Origin of the sequence: Pseudobacteroides sp. (assembly GCF_036567765.1) — a bacterium.
In the GTDB taxonomy this organism is placed as follows: domain Bacteria; phylum Bacillota; class Clostridia; order Acetivibrionales; family DSM-2933; genus Pseudobacteroides.
In genome coordinates this window covers 1-25,683 of record NZ_DATCTU010000011.1, presented here as the reverse complement: position 1 = coordinate 25,683, position 25,683 = coordinate 1, and the positions used below count along the sequence as shown (strand labels likewise).

The window sequence follows — 25,683 nt, the reverse complement described above, 5'->3', positions numbered from 1 at the left end:
AATCATACCTCCAACTGACCTTAACTATTTTGTAAATTCTTAAGTAAATAAATGTAGTATTATAGATTTATAGGCACGTTTTGAGCTCTTATATTAGGGTATTAAGAATTAATATTATTGGTCAGTATATGAAATTTCATAGGAGGGAATTTGATGAACATTAAAAATCTACTTAAAAGCAATAAATCGGCAGTAACTGTCATAAGCATTGCAGTAATACTTTTTATAGCAGTAGCAGCATTTGGGGTTAACAGACTGTTTTTCAATTCCGACAACAAGGAAAAGACTTCATTAAGTACAACATTTACAGAAGCGGAAAAGACAATAAAGATAACCGATATTGAACCACTTAGCTTTGACGGTACGGGGATTGAAGTCAATTCGGGCTTTAAAGTTACTTGTGACAAGGAATGTGATGAGAGCTTTATTAAAAAGGCTTTAAAGATAACCCCAAAGGTGTCGCTTGCTGTAAAGAAGCTTTCTGCGACAACATTCAATGTTAACGCAGAAGAGCCGCTTACTCCAAACAGTGTGTATAAGTTTGAGGCTTCACAGGGGCAGCAGGCAGGAACGATTGAGCCTCCAAAGCCGAACAACTATTCATGGGCGTTTCAGACTAAAAAGACCTTTAGGGTTATTAGAACTCTGCCAAGGGATAAAGCTACCAATGTGGAAACCAACACCGGTATTGAGTTTACAATGAGCCATGAGAATTTTAATGACATTGACAATTATTTTGAAATAAGCCCAAAGGTTAAGGGACGTTTTCAATACCATAAAAAGGTAGCAGTGTTTGTGCCGGAGAAGCTTCAACCTGGAGAGATTTACACAGTTACCTTAAGGAAGGGATTAGGACTTAAAGACGGAGTAGATAAGCTGGAAAAGGATTATGTTTTTAAATTCCAGACAAATAGTCCTCAGAATTCCAATAATCAATCTGAGGCCGGGTTATGGTTCTCACAGGCTATATATAACTTTGCTTCGGATGTTGTCCCTGTACTTCAGGTTAATACATACGATCAGAAAAAGGACAATAATGTATCAATAGATGTTTTAAGGTTTCAGGAAGATAATGACTTTCTGAAGGCTGTTGAAATCATGAACAGTCAGCCTTATTGGGCTGTTAGGGACACAAATAATAGTGCTTTGGATTCCATCAAGCACCAAAAAACTTCGTCATTTACTTCCAAGCTGGAAAGCACAAATGATGACTATTATTATAGCTATATAAGCTTCCCATCAAAACTTTCCGAAGGCCAGTACCTTATAAGGATAAAGTATGGTAATAAAGTATTTAGAACGCTGATACAGGTAAGTGATATATCGGCTTATATTTCGGTGTGCAGGGATAAAACACTGGTTTGGCTAAATGACTCCATTACCGGCAAGCCATTAGAGGGTGCAGCCATTACTGCAGGCGAAAAGCAAAAAGCTGTTTCAGGTAAGGATGGTCTTGCGTTTATAAATGACAAGGTTGATATTCCTGAGGATAAAGGGTACTTAATCTTTAAAATTAATACTAATAACAGACCTACATTCTTTGCTTATGTTACCAAGACCAACTGGTATATGGACGCATCGGGTGAAGAACCTGTAAACGATATGTACTGGACTTATATGTATCTGGACAGAGGAATGTATCTGCCTAATGACACAGTCAGGTTATGGGGAATGATTAGGCCTAGAGATGCAAAAGCAATGCCGGAAAAGGCTGAGTTGGTTCTTTATAGGTACGATTACTCATACTTTGAGGAAAATGATCTCCCGGGCCTTCAAACAAAGGAAATCAAGCTGCCTGCTTCAGGGCTTATAAAAGATGACATCACACTTGACAATCTTGCACAGGGTAACTATTCCATTATGCTCAAAATCGGAAAAAGGACCATTATTGAAAGCTCCTTTGAAGTAAAGGAGTACACAAAGCCGGCATACAGAATAAATGTTGAACCGGATAAGAAAGTTGCAGCAGCATGGGAAAAGGTAAATTTTAATATTCAGGCCAGCTTTTTTGAGGGATCTCCCGTTCCCGGATTAAAGCTTGACTATGATTCAAGAGTCAATAAGAATATGACTGGAACTGTCAAATGTGGAGATGATGGCCATAGCAGTTTAAGCTTCCTTCCGGAAGCACTCTATGAAGATAAGTCATGGAGACCCACAACAATAAGCCTGTATGTGAGCAACAATCAGTCAGAGGAAGCAACAATAAGTTCTTCAGGCTATGCAACAGTGTTTCCAAGGGATACTATGGTAGAGGTAAAGTCGGAAGTATCGGATAATACAGCTAAAATCAAGGTTGAAACAAGCCTTATAGATATTGATAAAGCCAAAAAGCTTGCCGATTCGGAATACATTGAAGAAAATCATTATAAGGGAAAACCTATAGATACGGCTTTAAAGGCAAAGGTCTACGAAAGGCATTGGGAGGCAAAGGTAGTTGGAGATTATTATGATTTTATCAACAAAAGGGTTGAGAAAAAGTATGAGTACAACGAAGTTGAAAATATTGTAAAGGTAGAAAGTTTCACCACATCCAACGGCACATATGAGTTTAGCATTCCGATGGAAAACGACCAAAAGGATTACAGGGTTTATTACGTAAAGGTTGAAGGGGCCGACAGCAAGGGAAGGCAAATAGAGGAAACGGTATACATCAATAACTATTACCATATATATAATTCACAATTTAAGACATATTCATTAATAAGTGAAGAGGGCAAAAGCTCATACAAGATGGGTGAAAAGGCTACTTTAGAGGTTAAATACGGCGGTGAGAGCCTTCAGCAAAAGCCGGGTTCAAGGGTGTTGTTCGTGGCTCAGAAGAAGGGGTTGGCAGGGTATGGTATATCGGAGGACTTCAGGTATTCCTTTGAGATGGATAAGAATAAGATACCCAATGTATATGTGAAAGCCGTATACTTCGACGGCAAGAATGTTTATAATGCAGGCAGTAATAACATATTATATGATTATTCGGAAAAGGAATTAAAAATAAATATAACTCCAGATAAGACCGATTATAAGCCGGGGGATACAGCAAGCCTGGATATCGAAGTTAAGGATGAATCTGGAAATCCTTGCTCTGCGGATATAAATATAAGCGTTGTAGACGAGGCGTTTTTTGCAATTCAAGACCAGTATGTAAATACACTGTTATCCATATATTCTAAAAATGTATCAGAAGGTGAGGATGCAAATTATTTCTCATATCAGCCTATAGACCTTAACAGATTTGGTGGGGCTGAGGGCGGCGAAGGAGGAGACAAGGCTGTCCGTTTTGACTTTAGGGATAATGCTTACTTTGATACTATCAAAGTGGGAGCTGACGGTAAAGCAAAAGCAGGCTTCAAATTGCCTGACAACCTTACCTCATGGCGAATTACCTACCAGGGAATATCGGAGGACCTAAAAGCTGGAAACGGCAAGACCAATGTAAATGTCAAGCTGCCTTTCTTTGCAGATATTATATTCAATAAGGTTTTTATGGAAAATGATAGCCCTGAAATAACACTAAGGTCTTTTGGAACAGAAGTAAAAAGCGGGGATGAAGTAGAATATAACATTACATTGAAGGATAATAAGGGTCTACAAAAGGAATTTAATAAAAAGGGAAAGGTAAACCTGTTTACCACTCTTTCTCTTGGAAGCCTTAAAGAGGGGCAGTACTCCGTAACTGTAAATGTAAAATGCAAAGGTTTCAGTGATGCAGTCAGGAAGGATTTTTCGGTTGTTACCAATATTTTGGAAGCACAGCAATTCAAAACTTACAAACTTACCGAGAGTCTTAAGCTTGGAGGAGGTAATACCCTCACAACACTTGAATTTTACAATGCCCAAATATCCGAGTTCTCAGATACCCTATGGGAAATGCAGTGCAGCTGGGGAGAGCGGGTTGATCAGAAGCTTTCCAGGAAGCTTTCACAGGATTTGTTAAAGAAATACTTCCAGGTAGATACCTGGCAGGATGATTTTGATTTTTCTAAATACCAGTTGGATAGCGGAGGAATAGCACTGCTTAAGTATGATAGCTCAGATCCTCAGCTATCAGCCCAAATATGTGCCGTTTCAAAGGATGAATTTGATATAAGCAGCCTCAAATTGTATTTCTATAGTATTATAGAGGATAAGGAATCAACTGCAACAGACGTGGCGGCGGCTTTCTATGGATTGGCATCCTTAAATGAGCCTGTTCTATATGATGCTAAAAACCTACTTGCTTCAAAAGGTTTAACTTATAAAGATAGGATATACTTATGCCTTGCAATGGCCGAGCTGGGTGATATAAAGTCGGCCAGGGAGGAGTATATGAAGGTGACTGACAGAAAACTTAAAAACATTCATCCCCTTGCATATATGGATGTTGGAACAAATAAAGATGATATAATTGAGGCTACAGCGTTATGTTCTTTAGCAGCACTTAAGCTTGATCTGCCTGATAAGGAAGGACTTCATAAATATATATCACAAAATCCTGGAAGGGATATTATATCAAACCTTGAAAGAATCAATTATGCAATGGGCACTGTACCTGACACTCAAAAAATCGGTAGATTTACCTATGAGCTTGATGGTAAGGAAAAGAATGTAGAGATTATAAAGGCTGATAAATACAGTATCCAAGTAACGGCAAAAAGCCTTTCAAGCATAAAGTTTACCAACATAGATGGTGATATAGCTGTAACATCAATCTTCAAGGGACCTATAAAAGACTCAATTACCAATGAAAACAAACTTGTCAAACTTAACAGAAAGTACAACGGAAAAAATACCAATTCCTTTAAGCAATCCGATGTGGTTTCTATCACCATAAAGCCTGAGTTTTCAAAGGCCGCACCGGATGGCTATTATGAAATAACCGACGTACTCCCTTGTGGATTAAGATATGTTGACGGCAAGGAATATGTGGAGAACAGGTACTATCCTGATGAAATAGCAGGGCAGAAGGTTATTTTTACCATTTATTACAGCAAAAACAATAAAGATAAGCCAAAGGAAATCAAGTACTTTGCAAGAGCGGTTTCTACCGGAGAATTTACTGCAGATAACGCATTTATAAAGCATTATGGAAGCAGTGCAGCAGGTATTTCCGATATGATAAAAGTCAAAATAACAAGGTAAAGATATTATGAATAACTATTTTCGATGTATATACGTTAGTTTAATAGCGATTTTCTTATCTGTAGGCCTTGTTGCATGCGGTCAAAACAGTAAAAAAACTGATGAGCGATTAACAAAGGATTTAATCAGGTGCAGGTATTACAATGAAGTAGAATTTATGCAATCCATAAGGGTCGCAAATAAGGTAGAGGCTTATGATGGGGATATTGCCGGAGGCATTGTCCCCCACCATCTTCTGGCGTGCGATCTTATTGCCTCATTTTTTAAAAAGGTTTCCAAAGAAAGCTATGAGTGCGTTGTGGTTATTGCACCGAATCATAAAAGAGAAGGGGCTAAGCCGGTCAACACAGCTATGGAAAACTGGTCTACGCCCTTTGGTATTTTGGAATGCGATTATGAGATGACAAAAAGCCTGACTGATTTAAAGCTGGCGGATAATAAACCCAGGCTTTTAGAGGAGGAACATTCTATTTCCTCGATTGTGCCATATATCAAGTATTATTTACCTGATGTTAAAATTGTACCAATACTGCTCCATGGCAATTATGGGCTGAAAAACTCAATAGAACTGGGACGAAACCTAAATAGTGTGATTAGCCAAAAGAAAACACTGGTCATTGCATCAGTGGATTTCTCCCACTATCTTACGCCACAAAAGGCTGATCTAATGGATGAAATAACTTTAAAAGCAATAAAGGGATGGGATATTGAAGCCATAAGCAAAATGACCAACGACAATATGGACTCACCACCGTCAATAATGACTTTTCTTACAATTATGAAGGGAATAGGAACAAGTGAGCTGGTACTTTTGGGTCATGATAACTCTGCGAGGATAGCAAAAACATATAGCGATTCAACGACAAGTTATTTCACCGCAGTTTATCAAAGGAAGAAATAACCAGTGTTGAGGCTTTTATTGCATCTTTAAATTAAATACATTATAATTGGGATAAGATATTACTTCACACTTTAAGTAGTGTGAGGTAATTTTGTTATGTCTAGGAAATTATGGTTCATACTGCACCACAATTTCTCACGACAACGACCAAGGTTGCAAAATCATTTCATGATTTTGTTATGTCTAATAAATTGTGGTGCATAGGTGGACTTGGAATGTTTGATAAAAAGTGGGTTTGTAACGATGTAGAAGATGCAGCTGTTTTAGAGCTATCCCAGGAAACACAGATTTCAACACTTCTAGCAAAGGTTTTCCTAAGCAGGGGAATAAGGGACAAGGATTATATAAAGAACTTTCTGAATCCTTCTAAAGAAACTCTCCATGATCCTTTTTTGATGAAGGACATGGACAAAGCTGTTGACAGAATATTAAAGGCTGTACAAGACAGTGAGAGGATATTGATCTATGGTGACTATGACGTGGACGGAGTAACGAGCACATCGGTTTTGTATAATTTTTTAAGCAGTTTAGGTGCCAGTTTGGATTTTTTTATACCCGACAGAATAAATGACGGCTATGGAATAACCCTTGATACGGCTGAAACTATTGCAAAATCTGGATGCCCCCTTGTAATAACAGTTGATTGCGGGGTATCTGCAATAAAAGAGGTAGAATATATTAATAGTAAGGGAATTGACGTAATAATAACGGATCACCATGAATGCAGGGAAGAGATTCCTGATGCTTTTGCAGTTATAAACCCCAAAAGACAGGATTGCACATATCCATTTAAAGAACTGTGTGGTGTAGGTATTGCCTATAAGCTTGTGGCCGCACTTTGTAAAAGGCTTGAGCTGGGGGATATCCATTATAAATATCTGGATCTGGTAACAATCGGGACAATTGCTGATGTGGTGCCTCTTGTTGAGGAAAACAGGGTTATAGTAAGTAATGGCTTTAAGATAATGAAAAATACTACAAATATCGGTCTGATGGAATTACTTAAACTTTGTAATAAGAAAAATGAAAATATAACCACATGGATGGTTGCCTTTGTAATTGCACCAAGGATTAATGCCGCTGGCAGGATTGGTGATGCAAAAAGGGCAGTAACGCTTTTTACCACCAGGGACAGGGAAATTGCATCAGATATTGCAGGTCTTTTAGATCGTGAAAACAAGGCAAGACAAGATATAGAGTCAGGTATTATAGATGAGGTATTGAATAAAATTGAATCGGATGCTAACTTGAAAAATAAAAAAGTCATGGTGATTAGCGGGGAAGGCTGGCACCATGGTGTTATCGGTATTGTTGCATCAAAGGTGACCGAAAGGTATTATAAGCCATGCATTATTTTATCCTGTGAAAATGGAGTATGTAAGGGCTCCGGAAGAAGTATAGAAGGACTTAATATGTTTATGGCACTTAGTACTTGTGAAAGTCTGCTGGATAATTACGGAGGCCATGAGATGGCTGCAGGGCTCACTCTCAAAGAGGAAAACCTTGAGGAATTTAATAAATTGTTAAATACTTTTGCCGATAATAATATGAAAGAAGAAGAACTGGTACCAAAGATAAATATAGACGTTCGGCTTTCAAAAAATGAAATAAATCTAAAAAGCATCTCGGAAATTGAAATGATGTCACCCTTTGGTGTAGGAAATCCAAACCCAGTATTCCTGTATGAGAATATTAGGATAGCTGATCTAAGAGCTGTGGGAAACAATAAACATCTCAAGGCAGTTTTTGAGGATCAAGGGCTGACTGTTGACGCCATAGGCTTTAATATGGGGAACCTTATAAAAAATCTGGCAAATGAAGACTTTGTAGATGTGGTATGTTCTCTTGATAAAAATACCTGGAACTCTATGGATAAGGCACAACTTGTATTAAAGGATATAAGGTATTCCAAAGAGATTGTGATGGAACAAAAATATTTTAGCAGCTTGGAGAAGTGTGTGGATTATACAATTGAAAATGTCGGTAGTGATTACTCAAGCAATCAATCAGATGACACCGTTTTTCAAAACTTGGAACAAATTGATAATAGAATAAATTATCTGATAAATGATGACAAAAATACTACATTTCTTGTCAATTCCTTGGAAAGTGCTAAGAAAATAAAAATATTGCATGAAAATTTACAGGGGTGTATTAAAAAGAAATTGAATATCTGTTATACTTGTTTTAATGATCAAGACAACACCGGGACAACGCTTATAATTAATCCCGATATAGAACATATAGATAAATTAGGCAGGGGTAGGGTGGTGTTTTACGGGGCATGGACCGTCCCCGGATACATGGAGATGATCTATAACAGAATAAAGGCTTATGCTGCCGAATGCATTTTTATTCTGGCAAAGAGTGACGAACTTGCTGTAGATATTGTATTAAAAAGGCAGGACATAGAGGCAGTTTATAAGTTCATAAGATCACACTGCACTAACAATATACTGTTTGCCAATATTTTGGTCTTAGCAAGGAAGATTGCATTAAATTATAAAATCAGCATGAATATATTTAAATTAAAGAAAAGCATTGAGATTCTTGATGAATTAAACTTATTAAAGATAGAATATAAAAACGATTACCACGTATCCATTGTCTTCAATAATAATATAAAAGAAAAGACCAGCCTTGATAATTCGGGCTTATATAGAAAACTTCAAGTATACAATAATCAAATAAATATAAAATAATCAAATTAATTTTTAGGGGGGCAGAACCAATGGATTTAAAGTCAAAGCTTAGGCATGTAATGGATTTTCCCAAGGAAGGGATTGATTTTATCGATATTACTACGGTTTTGCAGGACGCAGAAAGTTTTAAGGATGCTTTAACACAAATGCAAGAGAAACTTAAGGGGTTCGGTGATTTTGATCTTTTTGTGGGACCGGAGTCCAGAGGGTTTATTTTCGGTTCACCACTTGCGATTTTAGAAAACAAGGGGTTTATACCTATCAGGAAAAAAGGAAAACTTCCATATAAGACTATAAGTGTTGAATATCAGCTGGAGTATGGGGTAGATATACTTGAAATTCATGAGGACGCCATTAGTGAAGGACAAAGGGTAGTTATAGTGGATGATCTTTTAGCTACGGGCGGGACAACAAAATCCAACATAGACCTTGTAGAAAAGCTGGGCGGAAAAGTTGTAGGAATATTATTCTTTATTGAGCTTTCATTTTTGGAAGGGCGTAAAAAGATTGAGGGCTATAATGTTGATTCTGTTATAACATTCTAATTTACATAAAGTATGTATTTGGAGGGGAGTAGGTCCATGAGCCAAGGCTTTAGTCGATTATACGAAAAAGTTAAGCAATATAACAAAAATTGTGACTTTGAGCTTCTGAAAGAAGCTTTTGAGCTTTCAAAGGCTGCACATGATGGGCAGCAGAGGATATCAGGTGAGCCGTACATAACTCACCCTGTGGAAGTTGCAATAATTCTTGCAGAGCTTGAATTGGACTGTACCTCCATAATTGCAGGGCTCCTCCATGATACAATAGAAGATACCACATTTACATTTGAACAGCTTAAGAGTAAATTTGGCGAGGAAATTGCAAATCTGGTTGACGGAGTTACCAAACTCGGTAAAATTCCCTATACCACCAAGGAAGAACAGCAGGTGGAGAATTTAAGAAAAATGTTTCTGGCAATGGCTAAGGACATTCGTGTAATACTTATAAAGCTTGCAGACAGATTGCATAACATGCGTACGCTAAAGTACATGGCACCTGAAAAGCAGCTTGAAAAGGCCAAGGAGTCCCTGGAGATATATGCACCTTTGGCACACCGCCTGGGTATGTCAAGAGTCAAATGGGAGCTTGAGGATCTAAGTCTTAGGTATATAGACTCCAAAGGGTATTATGAATTGGTTGAAAAGATTGCTAAAAAGAGAAAAGAAAGGGAAGCTTTTATCCATGAAATCATGGAAACCCTGACTCAAAAAACAAAAGAGATTGAGATAGATGCCCACCTGGATGGTCGCCCCAAGCATTTTTACAGTATTTACAAAAAGATGTATGAGCAAAATAAAACCATAGAACAAATCTATGATCTCTTTGCTGTACGTGTTTTGGTTCATTCGGTTAAAGACTGTTATGCTGTGTTGGGGCTGGTTCATGAGCTTTATAAGCCCATGCCGGGAAGGTTTAAGGATTATATAGCAATGCCCAAACCTAATATGTACCAATCATTACATACTACATTGATAGGTCATGAGGGGGTCCCTTTTGAGGTTCAGATCAGGACATGGGAAATGCACAGGATTGCAGAAGTAGGTATAGCAGCTCACTGGAAGTATAAGGAAGGTAAATCCAATGATGGGGACCTCGACAATAAACTATCATGGCTGAGGCAGCTTTTAGAATGGCAGAAGGAAATGCGCGATGCAACAGAATTCATGGAGACATTAAAAATCGATCTGTTTACTGATGAGGTTTTTGTTTTTACTCCAAAGGGTGATGTGATAAGCCTTTCTGCAGCATCGACGCCAATTGATTTTGCATATGCCATCCACAGTGCTGTCGGTAATAAAATGATGGGAGCCAAGGTAAACGGCAAAATCGTTCCCCTTGATTATTCATTAAAAAACGGTGATATTGTAGAGATTTTGACTGCCTCAAATGTCCATGGACCCAGCAGGGACTGGCTTAAAATAGTTAAGACCTCCCAGGCTAAAAACAAAATAAATCAATGGTTTAAAAAAGAAAAAAGGGAAGACAATATTATACGCGGTAAGGAAATTGTTGAGAAGGAGCTTAAGAAGAACGGGCTAACCTACGCTCAGCTCTTCAAGCCGGAATGGGTGGACTTGCTGCTAAAGCGGTATAACTACAACTCATTGGACGATTTGTTTGCAACTCTTGGGTTTGGTGGTATAACCATAAACAAGGTTATTAGTAAACTAAAAGAGGAATATAAGAAGACACTAAAACCGGAAGAGTTGGAAGAGCAGTTTTTTGAATCAATCAACAATCAAAAAACTGAAAAGAAGAAAAAGACTACACCTGAAAACGGCGTCGTTGTAAAGGGTATTGATAACTGTCTTGTAAGGCTTTCAAGATGCTGCAATCCGGTTCCGGGTGATGATATCATAGGCTATATAACCCGCGGTAGGGGCGTGTCTGTTCATAGAAAGGACTGTCTTAACGTTACTAATGCACCCGATACCGCCGACAGAATTATAGAAGTCAGCTGGTACTCAGCCAACAATGTGGCATACAAGGCAGATATTACTGTTATGGCAAATGACAGGACAGCACTTCTTATGGAAATAACAAATGTGATAGGGGAGGCTCGGATCCCTCTAAAAGCAATTAATGCAAGAACCACAAAGGAACAGATTGCAATAATGAATCTCACACTTGAGATAGTAGATACCGAGCAGTTGGAAAAGATAATTAAGAAACTGAAAAAAGTAGTAGGAGTTTTTGAAGTCACAAGAAACAAACAATAAAATCACTTATATAAAAGTATATTTAGTTATAAATAAGAATGGAGAAAGAGGAATGCGAGGGGTTGTTCAGAGAGTAAAAAAGGCTGGGGTTACTGTTGACGGTGAACTGATAGGCAAGATACAAAAGGGCCTTCTGGTCTTTTTGGGAGTTGGAAGTGAAGATGATGAAAAGGATATTCATTATCTGGCGGATAAAATACTTAATCTAAGAATATTTGAAGATGCTGGCGGAAAGATGAATGAATCCCTGCTGGACCAAAAGGGAGAGCTATTGATAGTATCGCAGTTTACGCTTTATGGTGATTGTAGAAAAGGAAAACGGCCGAGCTTTGACAAGGCAGCAAAACTTAAAGAAGCTGAGATACTCTATGAAAGGTTTGTAGAGTACTGCAGGGGCTTTGGTATAAAAGTAGAGACAGGAAAATTTCAGGCCATGATGGATGTAGAGCTAAATAACGACGGGCCTGTGACATTACTGATTGATAGCAAAAAGGAGTTTTAGTATGATATTGGAATGTATACCTAATGGAATGTTTGAATCAAATTGTTATGTTTTAGGAGTAAACGGCGAAGGTGCGATAATTGACGCAGGTGTTGATGTAACGCAGGTACGGAAAATAGTTGACGACAATAAACTTAAGGTAAAATATATAATTCTGACTCATGGACATATAGACCATATTTGTGAGCTTGATGAGCTTAAATCAGCTGTTGGAGGCAGTGCGGCCATTCATGAGGATGATGCTGAATTTCTGACTAATCCGGTTTTTAACTGTTCATTTGTTTTCGGGTCCAACAGAATATTCAAACCTGCCGACATAACTCTCAAGGATGGAGATATTTTAGAGCTTGGTGGTACTAAACTGGAAATAATCCATACACCGGGGCACACTCCTGGAGGTATGTGTATAAAGGTGGGAGGAATTGTTTTTACCGGAGATACGCTTTTTAGGTGCTCGATCGGAAGAACCGATTTGCCTGGAGGAAACAAACATAACATAATAACATCCATAAAAGACAAATTGTTTGTACTGCCTGATGAAACATTGGTGTATCCGGGACATAATGATGCTTCTACAATAGGCTTTGAAAAAAGGAACAATATAATATGATTTATGTAAAGCTGGAAGGGCATGATTATAAATATCAGGTTGAAGATGTAATAAGGATGTTTTTTTATAATGAAGATATTATATATGCCGATACATCCCCCATTAATTTTGGTGGGATTTTTATATTAAGCAGGGTAGAAGAAGGTGAAAAGATTTATATTGAGCTATGGAGAGAGGGCTTAAAAGCATATTATGCAGAAAGCAAGCTTGGAGTTATATGTGATGATGGGAATGAACATATCAAATCCCATAGATACAAAAAGAAAATAAAAATGGAGCTTAAGAGGCAGCTCTATCTGGCCTTTGAATTTATTACAGGTAAATCAATGCCATGGGGGATTCTGACGGGGATAAGGCCGGCAAAAATAGTCCATGAAATGCTGGATATGAAATTTTCTCGTAATTTCATAAGCGAGAAGCTTAAAAACTATTACATGGTAAAAGAGGAAAAGGCAGGAGTGCTTTTGGAGGTGGCCGGAAAAGAGCGGTCTATACTCAATGCAACACCTCCTGATGCAGTCAGTATTTATATAGGTATACCGTTTTGCACTACTCGATGCCTTTATTGTTCTTTCACTTCAAACCCTATAGATCGGTCATCCGACATAGTTAAAAATTATATTGATGCACTTTTATACGAGATGGAGAAAACTGCAGCAATTATTGCCGATAAGGGATGGAGTGTCCAGAGTATATATATAGGTGGAGGAACTCCTACATCCATTGACGAGGAAAGCCTAAAAAAGCTTTTATTTGGTGTCGAAAGCACTTTTAGAATGGACGGACTTCAGGAATTTACATTAGAGGCGGGGAGGCCCGATTCATTAAATGTTGAAAAACTTGGCATAATTAAGTCCAGCCGGGTGGATAGAATAAGTATAAATCCCCAGTCTATGAATGATGAGGTGCTAGAGGCAATAGGAAGAAACCATACGGCCAAAGATATAGAGTGGGCCTTTATGAAGGCACGGGAGACAGGATTTGATAATATAAACATGGATATTATAGCAGGACTTCCGGGAGAAACACTTAGTATGTTTAAGGCAAGTCTTGAAAGGATAACACAGCTTTCACCAGATAGCCTCACTGTCCATACACTTTCATTTAAAAGGGGATCAAAGCTTATAGAGGATAAGAACAATCGTACCTGTATTGATAACCGGTGTATAGAAGATATGGCAGGAGTTGCAGCAGATTATGCTTCAACGATGAATATGAAGCCTTATTATCTGTACAGGCAGAAAAACATACTTGGAAATCTGGAGAATATCGGGTACTCTACTAAAGGACATGAAAGTATATATAATATTCAGATAATGGAGGAAAAACAGCCCATTATTGCAATGGGAGCAGGTGCTGTTACAAAAATGGTGTTCCCTGAAGAAAACAGGATAGAAAGGGTCTTTAATGTTAAAAGTGTAACCGAATATATAAACCGGACTGATGAAATGATCGCAAGAAAAGAATCTATTATTTTCGGTTAGGTATAGATTGGTTTTTTAGTCGTGCCTCAGTAAAATTATGGCAATTAAAAATAAGTTGTTGACAATATTTATAAGCATAATTAAAATATACTATATGGTCTATGACTATTGAACGACAATGACGGGGAAAAGTAATTATAAACTGCCTTAAGGGAGAAAGCACCGTGACTGAAAGTGCTTTTAGGAAAAGTATAGTGAAAGAACACCCTAGAGTCGGTCTGCTGAAAATATATTAAAAGTGTTACTAATCTTACAGATTTATCACTTTTTATCTAATTAGGCAGATCCGCCTACCTCAGCGTTAAAGGAGCAAAAGCGAGCTAATAAGCTTATTAGGGTGGTACCGCGGGAATAACCTCTCGTCCCTTGTCAGGGATTGGAGGTTTTATTTATGCCTAAAAAAGTTTTGATTTGGAGGAAGTTATGTTAACACAAACACCAAAGGGAACAAAGGATATTTTACCCATAGAGAGCTACAAGTGGCAGTATATAGAAAGTCAGATTGCCAAGGTATGTACAAATTTCGGTTACAAGGAAATAAGAACACCCGTATTTGAGCATACGGAGCTTTTTCAGAGAGGTGTGGGAGACACTACTGATATTGTACAGAAGGAAATGTACACCTTTTTAGACAAGGGGAACAGGAGCATATCATTAAGGCCTGAAGGCACAGCGGGCGTGGTCAGGAGCTATATCGAAAACGGTATGTCGTCTCAGCCTCAGCCTGTAAAACTTTATTATAATATTTCTGCCTATAGATACGAAAAGATGGCAAAGGGGAGGTACAGAGAGTTCCATCAGTTTGGTGTGGAGGCTTTCGGCTCAAAGGGTCCGTCCATAGATGTTGAAATAATCAGCTTGATCAGCCTGTTTTTTGAAAGTCTGGGACTAAAGGACGTAGGTCTTAATATAAACAGCATAGGCTGTCCTGTTTGCAGAAAAGCCTATAACGAAAAGCTTATGAACTATTTCAGACCATCCCTTGAAAAGCTTTGTGGGTTATGCAATAACAGGTTTGAAAGGAATCCATTAAGGATTATAGATTGTAAGGAGGAAAAATGCAAAAGTATTACCTCCGGTGCTCCGGCCATACTAGATAATTTATGCGGGGAATGCAAAGAACATTTTGAAGGGCTTAAAAAAGGCTTGGATAATTTGGGAATTGCCTATAACATCGATAAGAACATTGTTAGAGGGCTGGACTACTATACAAAGACTGTATTTGAGTTTATTTCAGAGAATGTAGGTACCCAGGGGACCATTTGCGGAGGCGGCAGATATGACGGATTGGTTGAAGCATGTGGTGGCCCTTCAACTCCAGCCATAGGATTTGGGCTCGGTATTGAAAGGCTTTTGATGGAAATGGAGAGCCAGGGTGTGCCTATTCCGCTGCCACAAGAAGTTGAGATATACATTGCCACAATAGGTGAAATAGCAGATACTTATGCGGGGAAGCTGGTTTATGAATTAAGAAAAAGGCAAATTCCTGCAGAAAAGGACTTGCTCCAAAAAAGTTTAAAGGCACAGATGAAATATGCGGACAAACTTGGGGCAAAATATACTATTGTTTTAGGTGATGACGAAATAAAAAACAACAAGGCAACTCTTAAAAGTATGAAAAACGGAGAACAGATAGAGGTTGCTTTAGATAATATACATGAAGAAATTATTAACAGGAGGTAATTTATGGGAGAATCGATTTACGGACTAAAAAGAACCCACATGTGCAGTGATATAGGAATAAGCAATGTGGGGCAGGTTGTTACAGTTATGGGCTGGGCTCATAAAAGAAGAGACTTGGGCGGCGTAATTTTTGTTGATTTAAGAGATAGAAGCGGGGTACTCCAAGTTGTATTTAACAGTGCTGTCAGTGCTGAAATATTTGAAAAAGCCGAATCCATAAGAAGTGAATATGTCCTTGCGGTAATAGGTGAGGTTGTTAAGAGAAGTCCTGAAACAGTAAACCCTAAACTTCCGACAGGAGAAATTGAGGTTATGGTTTCTGAGCTCAGGATTTTAAGCAAAGCTGAAACACCACCGATTTATATAGAGGAAGACTCTGATGTAAACGAAACAGTCAGGCTCAAACACAGATACATAGATTTAAGAAGACCTGACATGCAGAGAAATTTTATACTTAGGCACAAGGTTGCAAAGATTGCTCGAGATTATTATGATGAAAACGGATTTCTTGAAGTTGAGACCCCTATACTTACAAAGAGTACACCTGAAGGTGCAAGGGACTACCTTGTTCCAAGCAGGGTGCACCCAGGAAAGTTCTTTGCACTTCCACAGTCACCTCAGCTTTTTAAACAGCTTTTGATGGTTTCTGGCTTTGATAGGTACTTCCAGATTGCAAAATGCTTCAGGGATGAGGATTTAAGGGCAGATAGACAGCCCGAGTTCACTCAGATCGACATAGAAATGTCCTTTGTTAATGTGGAGGATGTGCTTACCGTAAATGAAGGCTTTATAAAGAGGGTGTTCAAAGAGGCTATGGATATCGATATTGAGACTCCAATCCAGCGAATACCTTATCAGGAAGCTATGGATAGATATGGTTCTGACAAGCCTGATATAAGATTTGGATTTGAACTTAAAGATGTTTCGGATATTGTTGCTGACTGCGGCTTTAAAGTATTTACCGATGCCATCAAAAACGGCGGTAGTGTAAGAGCTATAAATGCAAAGGGCTGTGGAGCCAAATTCAGCAGAAGGGAAATTGACAGCCTTGTTGAATTTGTAAAGATATATAAGGCAAAGGGAATGGCGTGGATTGTAGTAGAGGAGAATGAACTTAAATCTGCAATAACCAAATTTTTGAGTGAAGATGAAATAAAGAAAATATTAGAAAGAGTAGAAGCAGAGCCAGGAGATTTAATATGCTTTAGTGCTGATAAGAATGATATAGTTTATGATTCCTTGGGCCAGTTAAGGCTTGAGCTTGCACGAAGGCTTGATATTCTTGACAAAAATGAATATAAATTTGTTTGGGTAACAGAGTTTCCGTTGTATGAGTATGACGAAGAAGAAAAGCGTTATGTGGCAAAACACCATCCGTTTACATCACCTATGGATGAAGACATTGATTTCTTGGAAACTAATCCAGGCAAAGTACGTGCAAAAGCCTATGACATTGTACTAAACGGTGTTGAAATAGGTGGGGGAAGTATCAGAATACACAGCCAGGAACTGCAGTCAAAAATGTTCGAACTTCTAGGGTTTGCGGAAGAGGAAGCGTGGGCAAGGTTCGGATTCCTGCTTGAAGCCTTTAAATACGGAACACCTCCTCACGGCGGTATGGCATACGGCTTAGACAGGCTTGTAATGATAATGGCAGGAAAGAGCAGCATAAGAGATGTTATTGCATTCCCTAAAGTTCAAAACGCATCATGCTTAATGACAAATGCACCTGATGTAGTTGAGGTTAAACAGTTAAAAGAACTTCATATAAAATCGGAAGGCTATAACGTTTAATTCTGACCAATCGTAAGCCATTATGTTGCAAATAAAACTGGCTATATAAAGAAATTTTGGAATTATTCAAAGTTTGTTAACAAAGTGGTAATATGTTTTAGCTATAATTATTTTGTAAACTTAGTCAACAAAAAATATAATTCTGGGAGGGATTATTACGTTTAAAAGAATTAAGAATCCGGTTTTAAGAGAAGTTCTGGACTGGGGAGTCCATATTACTGTTGCAGTACTTATTGGTTTTTTAATCGTGGCATTTGTGGGGCAGAGGACTATTGTAAGCGGTTCTTCCATGGAAACTACATTGCAGGATGGCGATCAGCTAATAATCGAAAAAATTACTCCGAAGGTGGGAAAGCTAAAATATGGTGATATTGTTACAATAGACGTCAGTGATATGAACGGCGTAGAAAGAAGTCCCATTATAAAAAGGGTAATTGGTGTTGAGGGAGATAAGATAGAAGTTAGAGACGGTAAGGTGTATTTAAACGGGAAGGCCTTGAAAGAGGATTACATTAACGGGGGTTCTACAGAAATTGTAAATGATAAATACAGCGACCTAACGGTTAAAAAGGGGCAAATATATGTTCTAGGGGACAACCGTACTCCAGGAGGAAGCCTTGATAGTAGATCACTTGGGCCTTTTGATATATCAAGGGTGGGAGGAAGAGCAGTATTCAGGTTCTGGCCCTTAGATAATATGGGAACTCCAAAGAAACATGGTGCGGAATTTCAAAATTAGGCATCATCAAAAAATAACTTCCGCAGCTAAATGAAAAGTGCATTTAATGTATGAGATAAATCACTTTTCCCAAAGAGACAGTTTTAAATATGTTATGACTTTAAAAGTGAGGCTGTTGCAAAATGCCTTTTAGTTGCCCATATTGTGGTTTGCATTTATAAACCTGGACAATATGGTGTGATTAAGTGTTGTTTTGCAATAGCCCCACTTTTTTAGTGGCTAATTTAATATATTTGTTTAGGTATTTGTATTAAGGGTATGAATTAATTAATTTTTTTAGAATAAATGCTGCACTTTTTTAGTAAATTTATTATATGAAAATGGATTTTTGGATAATGCCAATTGGGGAGTATGTAAAAACACCCACCATATTGTATTTTGATTTTTCTTGTTGTATAATGTAACCTGATTTTGTTTCATACATTTTATAGTTTAGGGTCAAATTGATTAGGGGGTATATAGCAGATTGACTTTGTCTGCATATTATTATGTATAATACAACTATTTATAATTTAGGAATTGATATTGGTTCTACAACTGTAAAAATTGCAATATTAGATGATAAAAATAATATTTTATTTTCCGATTATGTGCGTCATTTTGCCAATATTAAGGAAAGTCTTTGTGAGCTTATTACGAAAGCTCATAGTAAATTGGGGGATTTAAGAGTTGCACCTATGATAACCGGCTCTGGTGGGCTCTCACTTTCCAATCATCTTGACGTGCCGTTTACACAGGAAGTAATTGCGGTCTCCACTGCATTGTCGACTTTTGCACCAAAGACAGATGTTGCAATTGAACTCGGCGGTGAAGATGCCAAGATCATATATTTTGAAGGCGGAAACGTTGAACAGAGAATGAATGGTATATGTGCCGGGGGTACTGGTTCTTTTATCGACCAGATGGCATCCCTGCTGCAGACCGATGCTACAGGTGTTAATAACTATGCAAAAAATTACAAGGCAATTTATCCTATAGCCGCAAGATGCGGTGTGTTTGCCAAGTCAGATATTCAGCCATTAATAAACGAAGGGGCAACAAAAGAGGATTTATCAGCATCAATTTTTCAAGCTGTTGTTAACCAGACAATCAGCGGCCTTGCATGCGGTAAGCCAATACGCGGCCATGTAGCATTCCTGGGTGGACCTCTTCACTTTTTATCTGAGCTTAAAGAAGCATTTGTAAGAACTCTTAGATTGGATGAGGAACATGGAATATCACCTGAAAATTCTCATCTGTTTGCAGCTATGGGTTCTGCAATAACTGCAAACAAACAAATTAATACTTCTCTTTCTGCCTTGGAATCAAAACTCTCAGGTGATATAAAGATGGAGTTTGAAGTTGAAAGGTTGGATCCGCTGTTTAAGACCGATGAAGATTATAATGCATTCAAGAATCGACATGACAGACAATCGGTAAAACGCGGTAACCTGGAAGACTATAAAGGAAAATGTTTTCTCGGTATTGATGCCGGTTCTACAACTACAAAAGCGGCCTTGGTTGGCGAAGACGGAACACTGTTATATTCTTTCTACAGCAATAATAACGGCAGTCCTCTCACAACAACGATCAATGCAGTAAAAGATATTTACTCAAAGCTTCCTGAAAATGCACAAATTGTACATTCATGTGCTACCGGATACGGCGAAGCTTTAATTAAAAATGCACTTTTACTTGACGAAGGCGAAGTTGAAACCGTTGCACATTATTATGCTGCTTCGTTTTTCGATCCAGATGTTGACTGTATTTTAGACATCGGTGGTCAGGATATGAAATGTATTAAAATTAAAAACCGCACTGTAGACAATGTGCAGCTTAATGAAGCGTGTTCATCAGGTTGCGGTTCCTTTATTGAAACCTTCGCCAAATCATTGAATTACACCGTTCAGGATTTTGCTAAAGCTGCTTTATTTGCCAAAAACCCTATTGATCTTGGGACAAGGTGTACTGTGTTTATGAATTCCAAGGTTAAACAGGCTCAAAAAGAAGGTGCTGAGGTTGCAGATATTTCAGCAGGTCTAGCATACTCAGTAATAAAAAATGCATTGTATAAGGTCATTAAGGTAAGTTCCGCATCTGAGCTCGGAAAGCATATTGTTGTACAGGGCGGGACCTTCTATAATGATGCAGTCCTCAGAAGTTTTGAGAGAATTGCGGATTGTGAAGCTATAAGGCCGGATATTGCAGGTATTATGGGTGCATTTGGTGCAGCCCTGATTGCAAGGGAACGATATAGCGAAGATAAACCTACAACAATGCTGTCTATCGAAAAAATCCAAACGTTGGAATTTACTACAAGAATGTCACATTGCAAGGGATGTACAAACAATTGTCTTTTAACCATCAATCGTTTTAGCGGAGGAAGGCAGTTCGTTACATGCAATCGTTGTGAACGGGGTGCCGGTGGTCAAAAGAATAAGGACAATATCCCAAACCTTTATGACTATAAGGCCAAACTGCTTTTTGACAGGGAAACCCTCCAAGAAAAAGAAGCAACGCGGGGAACAGTAGGTATTCCACGAGTTTTAAACATATATGAAAACTACCCTTTCTGGGCAGAGTTCTTTAAAGCACTTAAATTCAAGGTGGTATTATCACCTGAATCTACCAGAAAAATTTACGAGCTTGGTATAGAATCTATCCCTAGTGAATCGGAATGTTATCCTGCAAAATTAGCTCATGGTCATGTTATGTGGCTATTGGAAAAGGGAGTTAACTTTATATTCTATCCATGTATTCCTTATGAACGTAAGGAATTTGAAGATGCCAACAATCACTATAATTGTCCGATTGTTACATCGTATGCAGAAAACATAAAAAACAATATAGATGAGCTTAAGAACCCGGATATTCTATTTATGAGTCCATTTCTTCCATTTACCAATCTTAAGGTATTAACTAAAAGGCTGGTTGAAGAATTTGGAAAACAGTTTAATATTTCTGCTGTAGAAGTTGCAGAAGCAGCAAAAATTGCCTGGGCTGAAGCAGAATTGGTCCACAAGAAAATGCAGCAAAAAGGGGAAGAAACCCTTAAATATTTGGAAGAAACAGGCGGACATGGAATTGTTCTTGCCGGACGTCCATACCATATCGATCAGGAAATTAATCATGGCATTCCGGAGCTTATTACATCCTATGGCATAGCTGTATTTACTGAAGATTCCGTTTCTCATCTATCAAAGGTGGAAGGGCCTCTTCTTGTAGTGGATCAGTGGATGTATCATTCAAGGCTTTATGCTGCTGCAAACTATGTAAAACAACGTGATGATCTTGATTTGATTCAACTTAACTCCTTTGGATGCGGTCTTGATGCTGTAACTACTGATCAGGTATATGATATACTGGAGGACTCTGGCAAGATTTACACATGTTTAAAAATAGATGAAGTTAATAACTTAGGTGCTGCACGTATCCGTATTCGTTCTCTTCTTTCTGCAATAAAAGTTAGAAAGCAAAGCAAAGCCAAAAGAACAATTGTACCAGCTAAGTTCGAAAGAGTACTATTTACAAAAGAAATGCGTGACAGTTACACAATTCTTGCTCCACAGATGTCACCCATTCATTTTTCTATAATAGAGCCGGCCTTCCGGTCATGTGGCTATAATATTGTACTCCTGAACAATGATGGAAAGAAGGCTGTTGATGTCGGTCTTAAATATGTAAATAATGATGCATGTTATCCTTCCTTGATGGTAGTCGGACAGATGATGGAAGCTTTATTGTCAGGTAAATATGATTTGGATAAAACTGCACTAATGATAACTCAAACAGGTGGGGGATGCCGTGCCAGCAATTATATTGGATTTATACGCAGAGCATTGCGTAAAGCGGGTTATCCTAATATTCCCGTGCTTTCGCTTAATTTAGTTGGATTGGAAAAGAATCCGGGATTTAAAATAACTCCGGAGTTAGCAATGAAAGCAATATTTGGCGTAGTATTTGGAGATGTTTTGATGCGTTGCCTTTATGCCACTCGTCCTTATGAAGCGGAGGAAGGGGCTGCAAATGCACTGTATAAAAAATGGGATGATAGGTGTATAGAATTTATAACAAAAAGCAAATATCCCTCATTTTCCACTTATAAGAAGATTTGCCGCGGGATTATTCGGGATTTCGATTCTCTTCCTCGTAAGGATATTAAAAAACCACGTGTTGGTATTGTAGGCGAAATTCTAGTAAAATTTATGCCGGCTGCAAATAATTATCTCGTTGATTTACTGGAGTCCGAAGGTGCTGAAGCTGTTGTTCCTGATTTGTTGGACTTTTTCCTCTACTGCTTTTATTGCAGTAACTTTAAGCATGAAAAGCTTGGAATGAAAAAATCATCGGCAATAAAAGCGAATGCAGGAATTAAGGCTATTGAATGGCTGCGTTCTGCAGCGAGGGATGAATTCCAAAAGAGTACTCATTTTGATCCTCCTGCACATATTGAAGACTTGGCTAAAATGGCTTCAGAGATTGTTTCATGTGGCAACCAGACTGGTGAGGGGTGGTTTCTAACCGGTGAAATGATTGAATTAATTCACACAGGTGCAAGCAATATAGTTTGTACTCAGCCCTTTGGATGCTTACCCAATCATATAGTCGGTAAGGGTGTAATAAAAGAACTTAGAAGACGCTATCCGAAATCAAATATTGTTGCTATTGATTATGATCCTGGAGCAAGTGAAGTGAACCAATTAAATAGAATCAAATTAATGCTTTCGACTGCATTTAAAAATCTTTAAATAAAAATGGTGGTGCTGCAAAATTTAAATAATTTGCAGCACCACCATTCTGTTTTAATTTCATATTAGTACTTTTTAACTCATGAAATTCTTAAAATTTATTTTTTGCCTGAGGCATATATTTTGTACGGCCTTTTTTCTTGCTTGTTTTTTTCTTTTCCAGATTGTTGATGGACCTGTAAAAGAAAAAAGCCAAAACAGTAAAGCCAACTAAACTTCCAATAACAACCATAATCTGTGTGTTCATTATCCTACCTGCCTAATCAATAATATTGTATGTACATTTAATATTATAGTGGCAGATGCGAAGTAAATCAAGTCCACATATTGCAAAATCACTTTGTGATTTTGTCCATGTATCAGAAAGCTGTCAAATTCTCCATGCTGAAAATGTTAAGCTGAGGGTCGTTGTTGTTGCTCTTATAAAACTTGAATTCTGTAAGAAGATTCTGATGTCCGCAGCAATCACATACAAAATTCAGTCCGTTGAGCTTGCTGATTTCCAATTCAGGCAGGTTCAAGATAACGGCTCTGCAATTGTAACAATGCAATGATTTGAAGCTGTACATAATAATTCCTCCTTAATTAAGGCCTGGATTTTTTAAATGTCTAGGAAATAAAATCGCAAATGATTTTGTACTAAACATACTTTACCATTACTTTTATGTGGACAAATATAAGAATTATAAATCCATGATAGTAAATATTCCCGATTAATCTGAAGTATAACAGGTTTGTTAAAGAATTATTGCTGTAACAACGCAATTATAATATATAACAAAATTATGCAATTGAAAATATTTCGACAATAAACACAAAAAATCGACAGAAATTTCAATGTGAATTAACGTAGTGTTGCAATGGGAAACAAGGAAAGGCTAAAACGGTAATAATCATCCACGGCTTGGCATATTATTATAAAAAGTCTGCAACGGAGGAAACATGAAGACAAGACGTTTAAAAAACAAAGGTAAATTAGTTCGAGCAATATTTAAGGTTGCTTTATTTGTATTTCTGTCAATTGCAGCTGTAAAGGGAGGAACACTTGGCGGCACATTACTATCAAGATTTGAAGGGACATTTGTGGGCAAAATAGATGTTCACAACTTTAAATCAATATTAAGCAGTTCATTTCCCATCATTGATTCGGTTTATAATAGTGGAAACATAAGTGTTTCATTTTATGGAGAAATAAAAGGTATCATCAGTAGTATATTCGGGTTTGATTTTAATAGTCCTGAGACAGTATTGAATTCAAATTCAGTTATATTGAATAACTATTATATCAAATACTATCCTGAAGTCTTACTGGAAAGGGAGAAGCAGGTCAAGCTGGACTATTCCGAGGAGGAAAATACTAAAGATACTGAAAAAAGTGGACTGCTTGTTGATCAGAGCAGCATATATTCTGAAGAAGGCACAGTTGAAGATAAAACAGGAAAGGAAGATGTAACAGGAAAGGAAAGCAAAACAAAAAACAACGGTTATCAATCCCAAGGTAAGATAGTTATTAATAACGAGACAAAAGAAAAACTCAATATTAGCGAGCTTTTAAAATCCCCAATAAGCAAATTGACTGCCAAAAAAGGACCAAAGGTTTTAATTTATCATACCCATACTACCGAATCCTATGTTGACAAGGCCGGCAACTTAAATAAAGCAAATTATCCGTCATGGACAAAAGATCCCAATAAGAGTGTTGTCAGAGTGGGAGAACAACTTGCATCAATATTAAGAAAAAACTATGGGATAGATGTGATACATAACGGATCTGTTCATGATTATCCGGATTATAACGGCTCTTATGGAAATTCCCTTAATACAGCCGTAAGTATTCTGAAAAGTTATCCATCAATTAATGTTGTAATAGACCTCCACAGAGACGGTCTTGGTGTTCAAGGCAAGAAACTCAGGGTTGTTAAGGAGGTGAATGGAAAAAAGGCAGCACAGGTTATGTTTGTAATAGGTACTAATAAAAACGGCCTTTATCACCCGAATTGGGAGGAAAACCTTAAGTTTGCATTGAAGCTTCAGGATTGCCTTAACCGAATAAGTCCAGGACTTGCGAAGCCAATTAATCTTAGCAAAAACAGGTATAATCAGCATGTATCCAATAAGGCATTAATTATAGAGGTCGGAGGAGATGGAAACCTGATGGAAGAATGCCTTGAGAGCACAAAGTACTTAGCACAGGCAATTAATGAAGTTGTTAAAAAATAAAGTGATATCAAAATTTTACATGTCTATTTAGCTTAATTTTGGGGAAATATAAATTCTGACAGAAAAGTAATGTAAAATAATATTGTTTTTATATTATTTGAGTAAATGTGATTACTTTTTTACTCAGTAAAGTTTGGCTCGGAGGAATAAAAATGAATAGAGTTGAGAAGTTTAAAGAATTGAGAATGCGTAGAAGAAGGTCTTTTTTATGCGTTGTACTATTTGTTTTTATTATTTTGGGCGGTTTTGCTACTGTTGATTATTCATTAAACAGTATTATGAATAACGAGAAAAAAATCAGGATGATTTCATTTACAAGGCTAAAAGACTCATGTATAAATATAGCGATTATGAATATGAATATGAAGATAGACTTAAAGATATTTGATAAGAGCTTGAATAAACTAAAAAAGCTATTGCAGTAAAAGGATGAAAAAATTT

Annotated in this window: 16 protein-coding genes and 1 other annotated feature; of the genes, 14 read left to right on the top strand and 2 right to left on the bottom strand. The window is 37.6% G+C overall.

All coding sequences use genetic code 11. The annotated features are described in order from the left end of the window. Positions 1-153 precede the first annotated feature (153 nt). The 12 genes from VIO64_RS03180 to VIO64_RS03125 all read left to right on the top strand — a co-directional run bounded on the left by VIO64_RS03180 (position 154) and on the right by VIO64_RS03125 (position 23,022). Positions 154-5,118 (top strand): Ig-like domain-containing alpha-2-macroglobulin family protein, encoded by a 4,965-nt coding sequence (locus tag VIO64_RS03180; RefSeq protein ID WP_331915075.1) that lies wholly within the window; start codon positions 154-156, stop codon positions 5,116-5,118. A gap of 7 nt (positions 5,119-5,125) precedes the next feature. After that, the gene (gene amrB / locus VIO64_RS03175) at positions 5,126-6,019 is read left to right on the top strand and encodes an AmmeMemoRadiSam system protein B (RefSeq protein ID WP_331915073.1); all 894 of its coding nucleotides are present in this window, start codon (positions 5,126-5,128) and stop codon (positions 6,017-6,019) included. 215 nt (positions 6,020-6,234) lie between these two features. Beyond that, positions 6,235-8,721, top strand: a complete 2,487-nt coding sequence (gene recJ / locus VIO64_RS03170; RefSeq protein ID WP_331915071.1) for a single-stranded-DNA-specific exonuclease RecJ — start codon at positions 6,235-6,237, stop codon at positions 8,719-8,721. A 29-nt stretch (positions 8,722-8,750) separates the two neighbouring features. Next, positions 8,751-9,266, top strand: a complete 516-nt coding sequence (locus tag VIO64_RS03165; RefSeq protein WP_331915069.1) for an adenine phosphoribosyltransferase — start codon at positions 8,751-8,753, stop codon at positions 9,264-9,266. A gap of 36 nt (positions 9,267-9,302) precedes the next feature. Continuing rightward, on the top strand, positions 9,303-11,483 hold the full coding sequence (locus VIO64_RS03160; RefSeq protein ID WP_331915067.1) for a bifunctional (p)ppGpp synthetase/guanosine-3',5'-bis(diphosphate) 3'-pyrophosphohydrolase: 2,181 nt from the start codon (positions 9,303-9,305) through the stop codon (positions 11,481-11,483). 52 nt (positions 11,484-11,535) lie between these two features. Beyond that, on the top strand, positions 11,536-11,985 hold the full coding sequence (gene dtd, locus VIO64_RS03155; protein ID WP_331915065.1) for a D-aminoacyl-tRNA deacylase: 450 nt from the start codon (positions 11,536-11,538) through the stop codon (positions 11,983-11,985). Between the two features lies 1 nt (position 11,986). After that, on the top strand, positions 11,987-12,595 hold the full coding sequence (locus VIO64_RS03150; RefSeq protein WP_331915063.1) for an MBL fold metallo-hydrolase: 609 nt from the start codon (positions 11,987-11,989) through the stop codon (positions 12,593-12,595). Then, complete coding sequence (gene hemZ / locus VIO64_RS03145) at positions 12,592-14,079, top strand: coproporphyrinogen dehydrogenase HemZ (protein ID WP_331915061.1); 1,488 nt, start codon at positions 12,592-12,594, stop codon at positions 14,077-14,079. Before VIO64_RS03150 ends, hemZ begins: the two co-directional genes overlap by 4 nt. 109 nt (positions 14,080-14,188) lie before the next feature. Then, positions 14,189-14,449: a binding site (T-box leader), on the top strand. A gap of 53 nt (positions 14,450-14,502) precedes the next feature. Continuing rightward, the gene (hisS, locus tag VIO64_RS03140; RefSeq protein ID WP_331915059.1) at positions 14,503-15,762 is read left to right on the top strand and encodes a histidine--tRNA ligase; all 1,260 of its coding nucleotides are present in this window, start codon (positions 14,503-14,505) and stop codon (positions 15,760-15,762) included. 3 nt (positions 15,763-15,765) lie between these two features. Continuing rightward, entirely contained in the window at positions 15,766-17,556 is a 1,791-nt protein-coding gene (gene aspS / locus VIO64_RS03135; protein ID WP_331915057.1) for an aspartate--tRNA ligase, read from the top strand. Positions 17,557-17,692: 136 nt separating this feature from the next. Then, positions 17,693-18,295 (top strand): signal peptidase I, encoded by a 603-nt coding sequence (lepB, locus tag VIO64_RS03130; RefSeq protein WP_331915131.1) that lies wholly within the window; start codon positions 17,693-17,695, stop codon positions 18,293-18,295. Between the two features lie 488 nt (positions 18,296-18,783). Continuing rightward, entirely contained in the window at positions 18,784-23,022 is a 4,239-nt protein-coding gene (locus VIO64_RS03125; protein WP_331915055.1) for an acyl-CoA dehydratase activase-related protein, read from the top strand. 91 nt (positions 23,023-23,113) lie between these two features. Here the strand turns inward: VIO64_RS03125 and VIO64_RS03120 are convergent, their stop codons facing one another. Next, the gene (locus VIO64_RS03120) at positions 23,114-23,269 is read right to left on the bottom strand and encodes a hypothetical protein (RefSeq protein WP_331915053.1); all 156 of its coding nucleotides are present in this window, start codon (positions 23,267-23,269) and stop codon (positions 23,114-23,116) included. Positions 23,270-23,381: 112 nt separating this feature from the next. Beyond that, the gene (locus VIO64_RS03115; protein ID WP_331915051.1) at positions 23,382-23,591 is read right to left on the bottom strand and encodes a hypothetical protein; all 210 of its coding nucleotides are present in this window, start codon (positions 23,589-23,591) and stop codon (positions 23,382-23,384) included. A 373-nt stretch (positions 23,592-23,964) separates the two neighbouring features. Between VIO64_RS03115 and spoIIP the strand changes: the two genes are divergently transcribed. Continuing rightward, positions 23,965-25,242, top strand: coding sequence for a stage II sporulation protein P (gene spoIIP, locus VIO64_RS03110; protein WP_331915049.1), 1,278 nt, complete (start codon positions 23,965-23,967; stop codon positions 25,240-25,242). A gap of 152 nt (positions 25,243-25,394) precedes the next feature. Then, the gene (locus VIO64_RS03105; RefSeq protein WP_331915047.1) at positions 25,395-25,667 is read left to right on the top strand and encodes a hypothetical protein; all 273 of its coding nucleotides are present in this window, start codon (positions 25,395-25,397) and stop codon (positions 25,665-25,667) included. The last annotated feature ends 16 nt before the right edge of the window (positions 25,668-25,683 follow it).

What these genes read in the sequence shown, in the direction of transcription:
- VIO64_RS03125 (WP_331915055.1), top strand. Translation starts at nt 18,784, where the DNA reads ATGTATAATACAACTATTTATAATTTAGGAATTGATATTGGTTCTACA.
- VIO64_RS03105 (WP_331915047.1), top strand. Translation starts at nt 25,395, where the DNA reads ATGAATAGAGTTGAGAAGTTTAAAGAATTGAGAATGCGTAGAAGAAGG.
- amrB (WP_331915073.1), top strand. Translation starts at nt 5,126, where the DNA reads ATGAATAACTATTTTCGATGTATATACGTTAGTTTAATAGCGATTTTC.
- hemZ (WP_331915061.1), top strand. Translation starts at nt 12,592, where the DNA reads ATGATTTATGTAAAGCTGGAAGGGCATGATTATAAATATCAGGTTGAA.
- VIO64_RS03115 (WP_331915051.1), bottom strand. Translation starts at nt 23,591, where the DNA reads ATGTACAGCTTCAAATCATTGCATTGTTACAATTGCAGAGCCGTTATC.
- VIO64_RS03150 (WP_331915063.1), top strand. Translation starts at nt 11,987, where the DNA reads ATGATATTGGAATGTATACCTAATGGAATGTTTGAATCAAATTGTTAT.
- aspS (WP_331915057.1), top strand. Translation starts at nt 15,766, where the DNA reads ATGGGAGAATCGATTTACGGACTAAAAAGAACCCACATGTGCAGTGAT.
- VIO64_RS03160 (WP_331915067.1), top strand. Translation starts at nt 9,303, where the DNA reads ATGAGCCAAGGCTTTAGTCGATTATACGAAAAAGTTAAGCAATATAAC.
- recJ (WP_331915071.1), top strand. Translation starts at nt 6,235, where the DNA reads ATGTTTGATAAAAAGTGGGTTTGTAACGATGTAGAAGATGCAGCTGTT.
- VIO64_RS03120 (WP_331915053.1), bottom strand. Translation starts at nt 23,269, where the DNA reads ATGAACACACAGATTATGGTTGTTATTGGAAGTTTAGTTGGCTTTACT.
- dtd (WP_331915065.1), top strand. Translation starts at nt 11,536, where the DNA reads ATGCGAGGGGTTGTTCAGAGAGTAAAAAAGGCTGGGGTTACTGTTGAC.
- VIO64_RS03180 (WP_331915075.1), top strand. Translation starts at nt 154, where the DNA reads ATGAACATTAAAAATCTACTTAAAAGCAATAAATCGGCAGTAACTGTC.
- VIO64_RS03165 (WP_331915069.1), top strand. Translation starts at nt 8,751, where the DNA reads ATGGATTTAAAGTCAAAGCTTAGGCATGTAATGGATTTTCCCAAGGAA.
- spoIIP (WP_331915049.1), top strand. Translation starts at nt 23,965, where the DNA reads ATGAAGACAAGACGTTTAAAAAACAAAGGTAAATTAGTTCGAGCAATA.
- hisS (WP_331915059.1), top strand. Translation starts at nt 14,503, where the DNA reads ATGTTAACACAAACACCAAAGGGAACAAAGGATATTTTACCCATAGAG.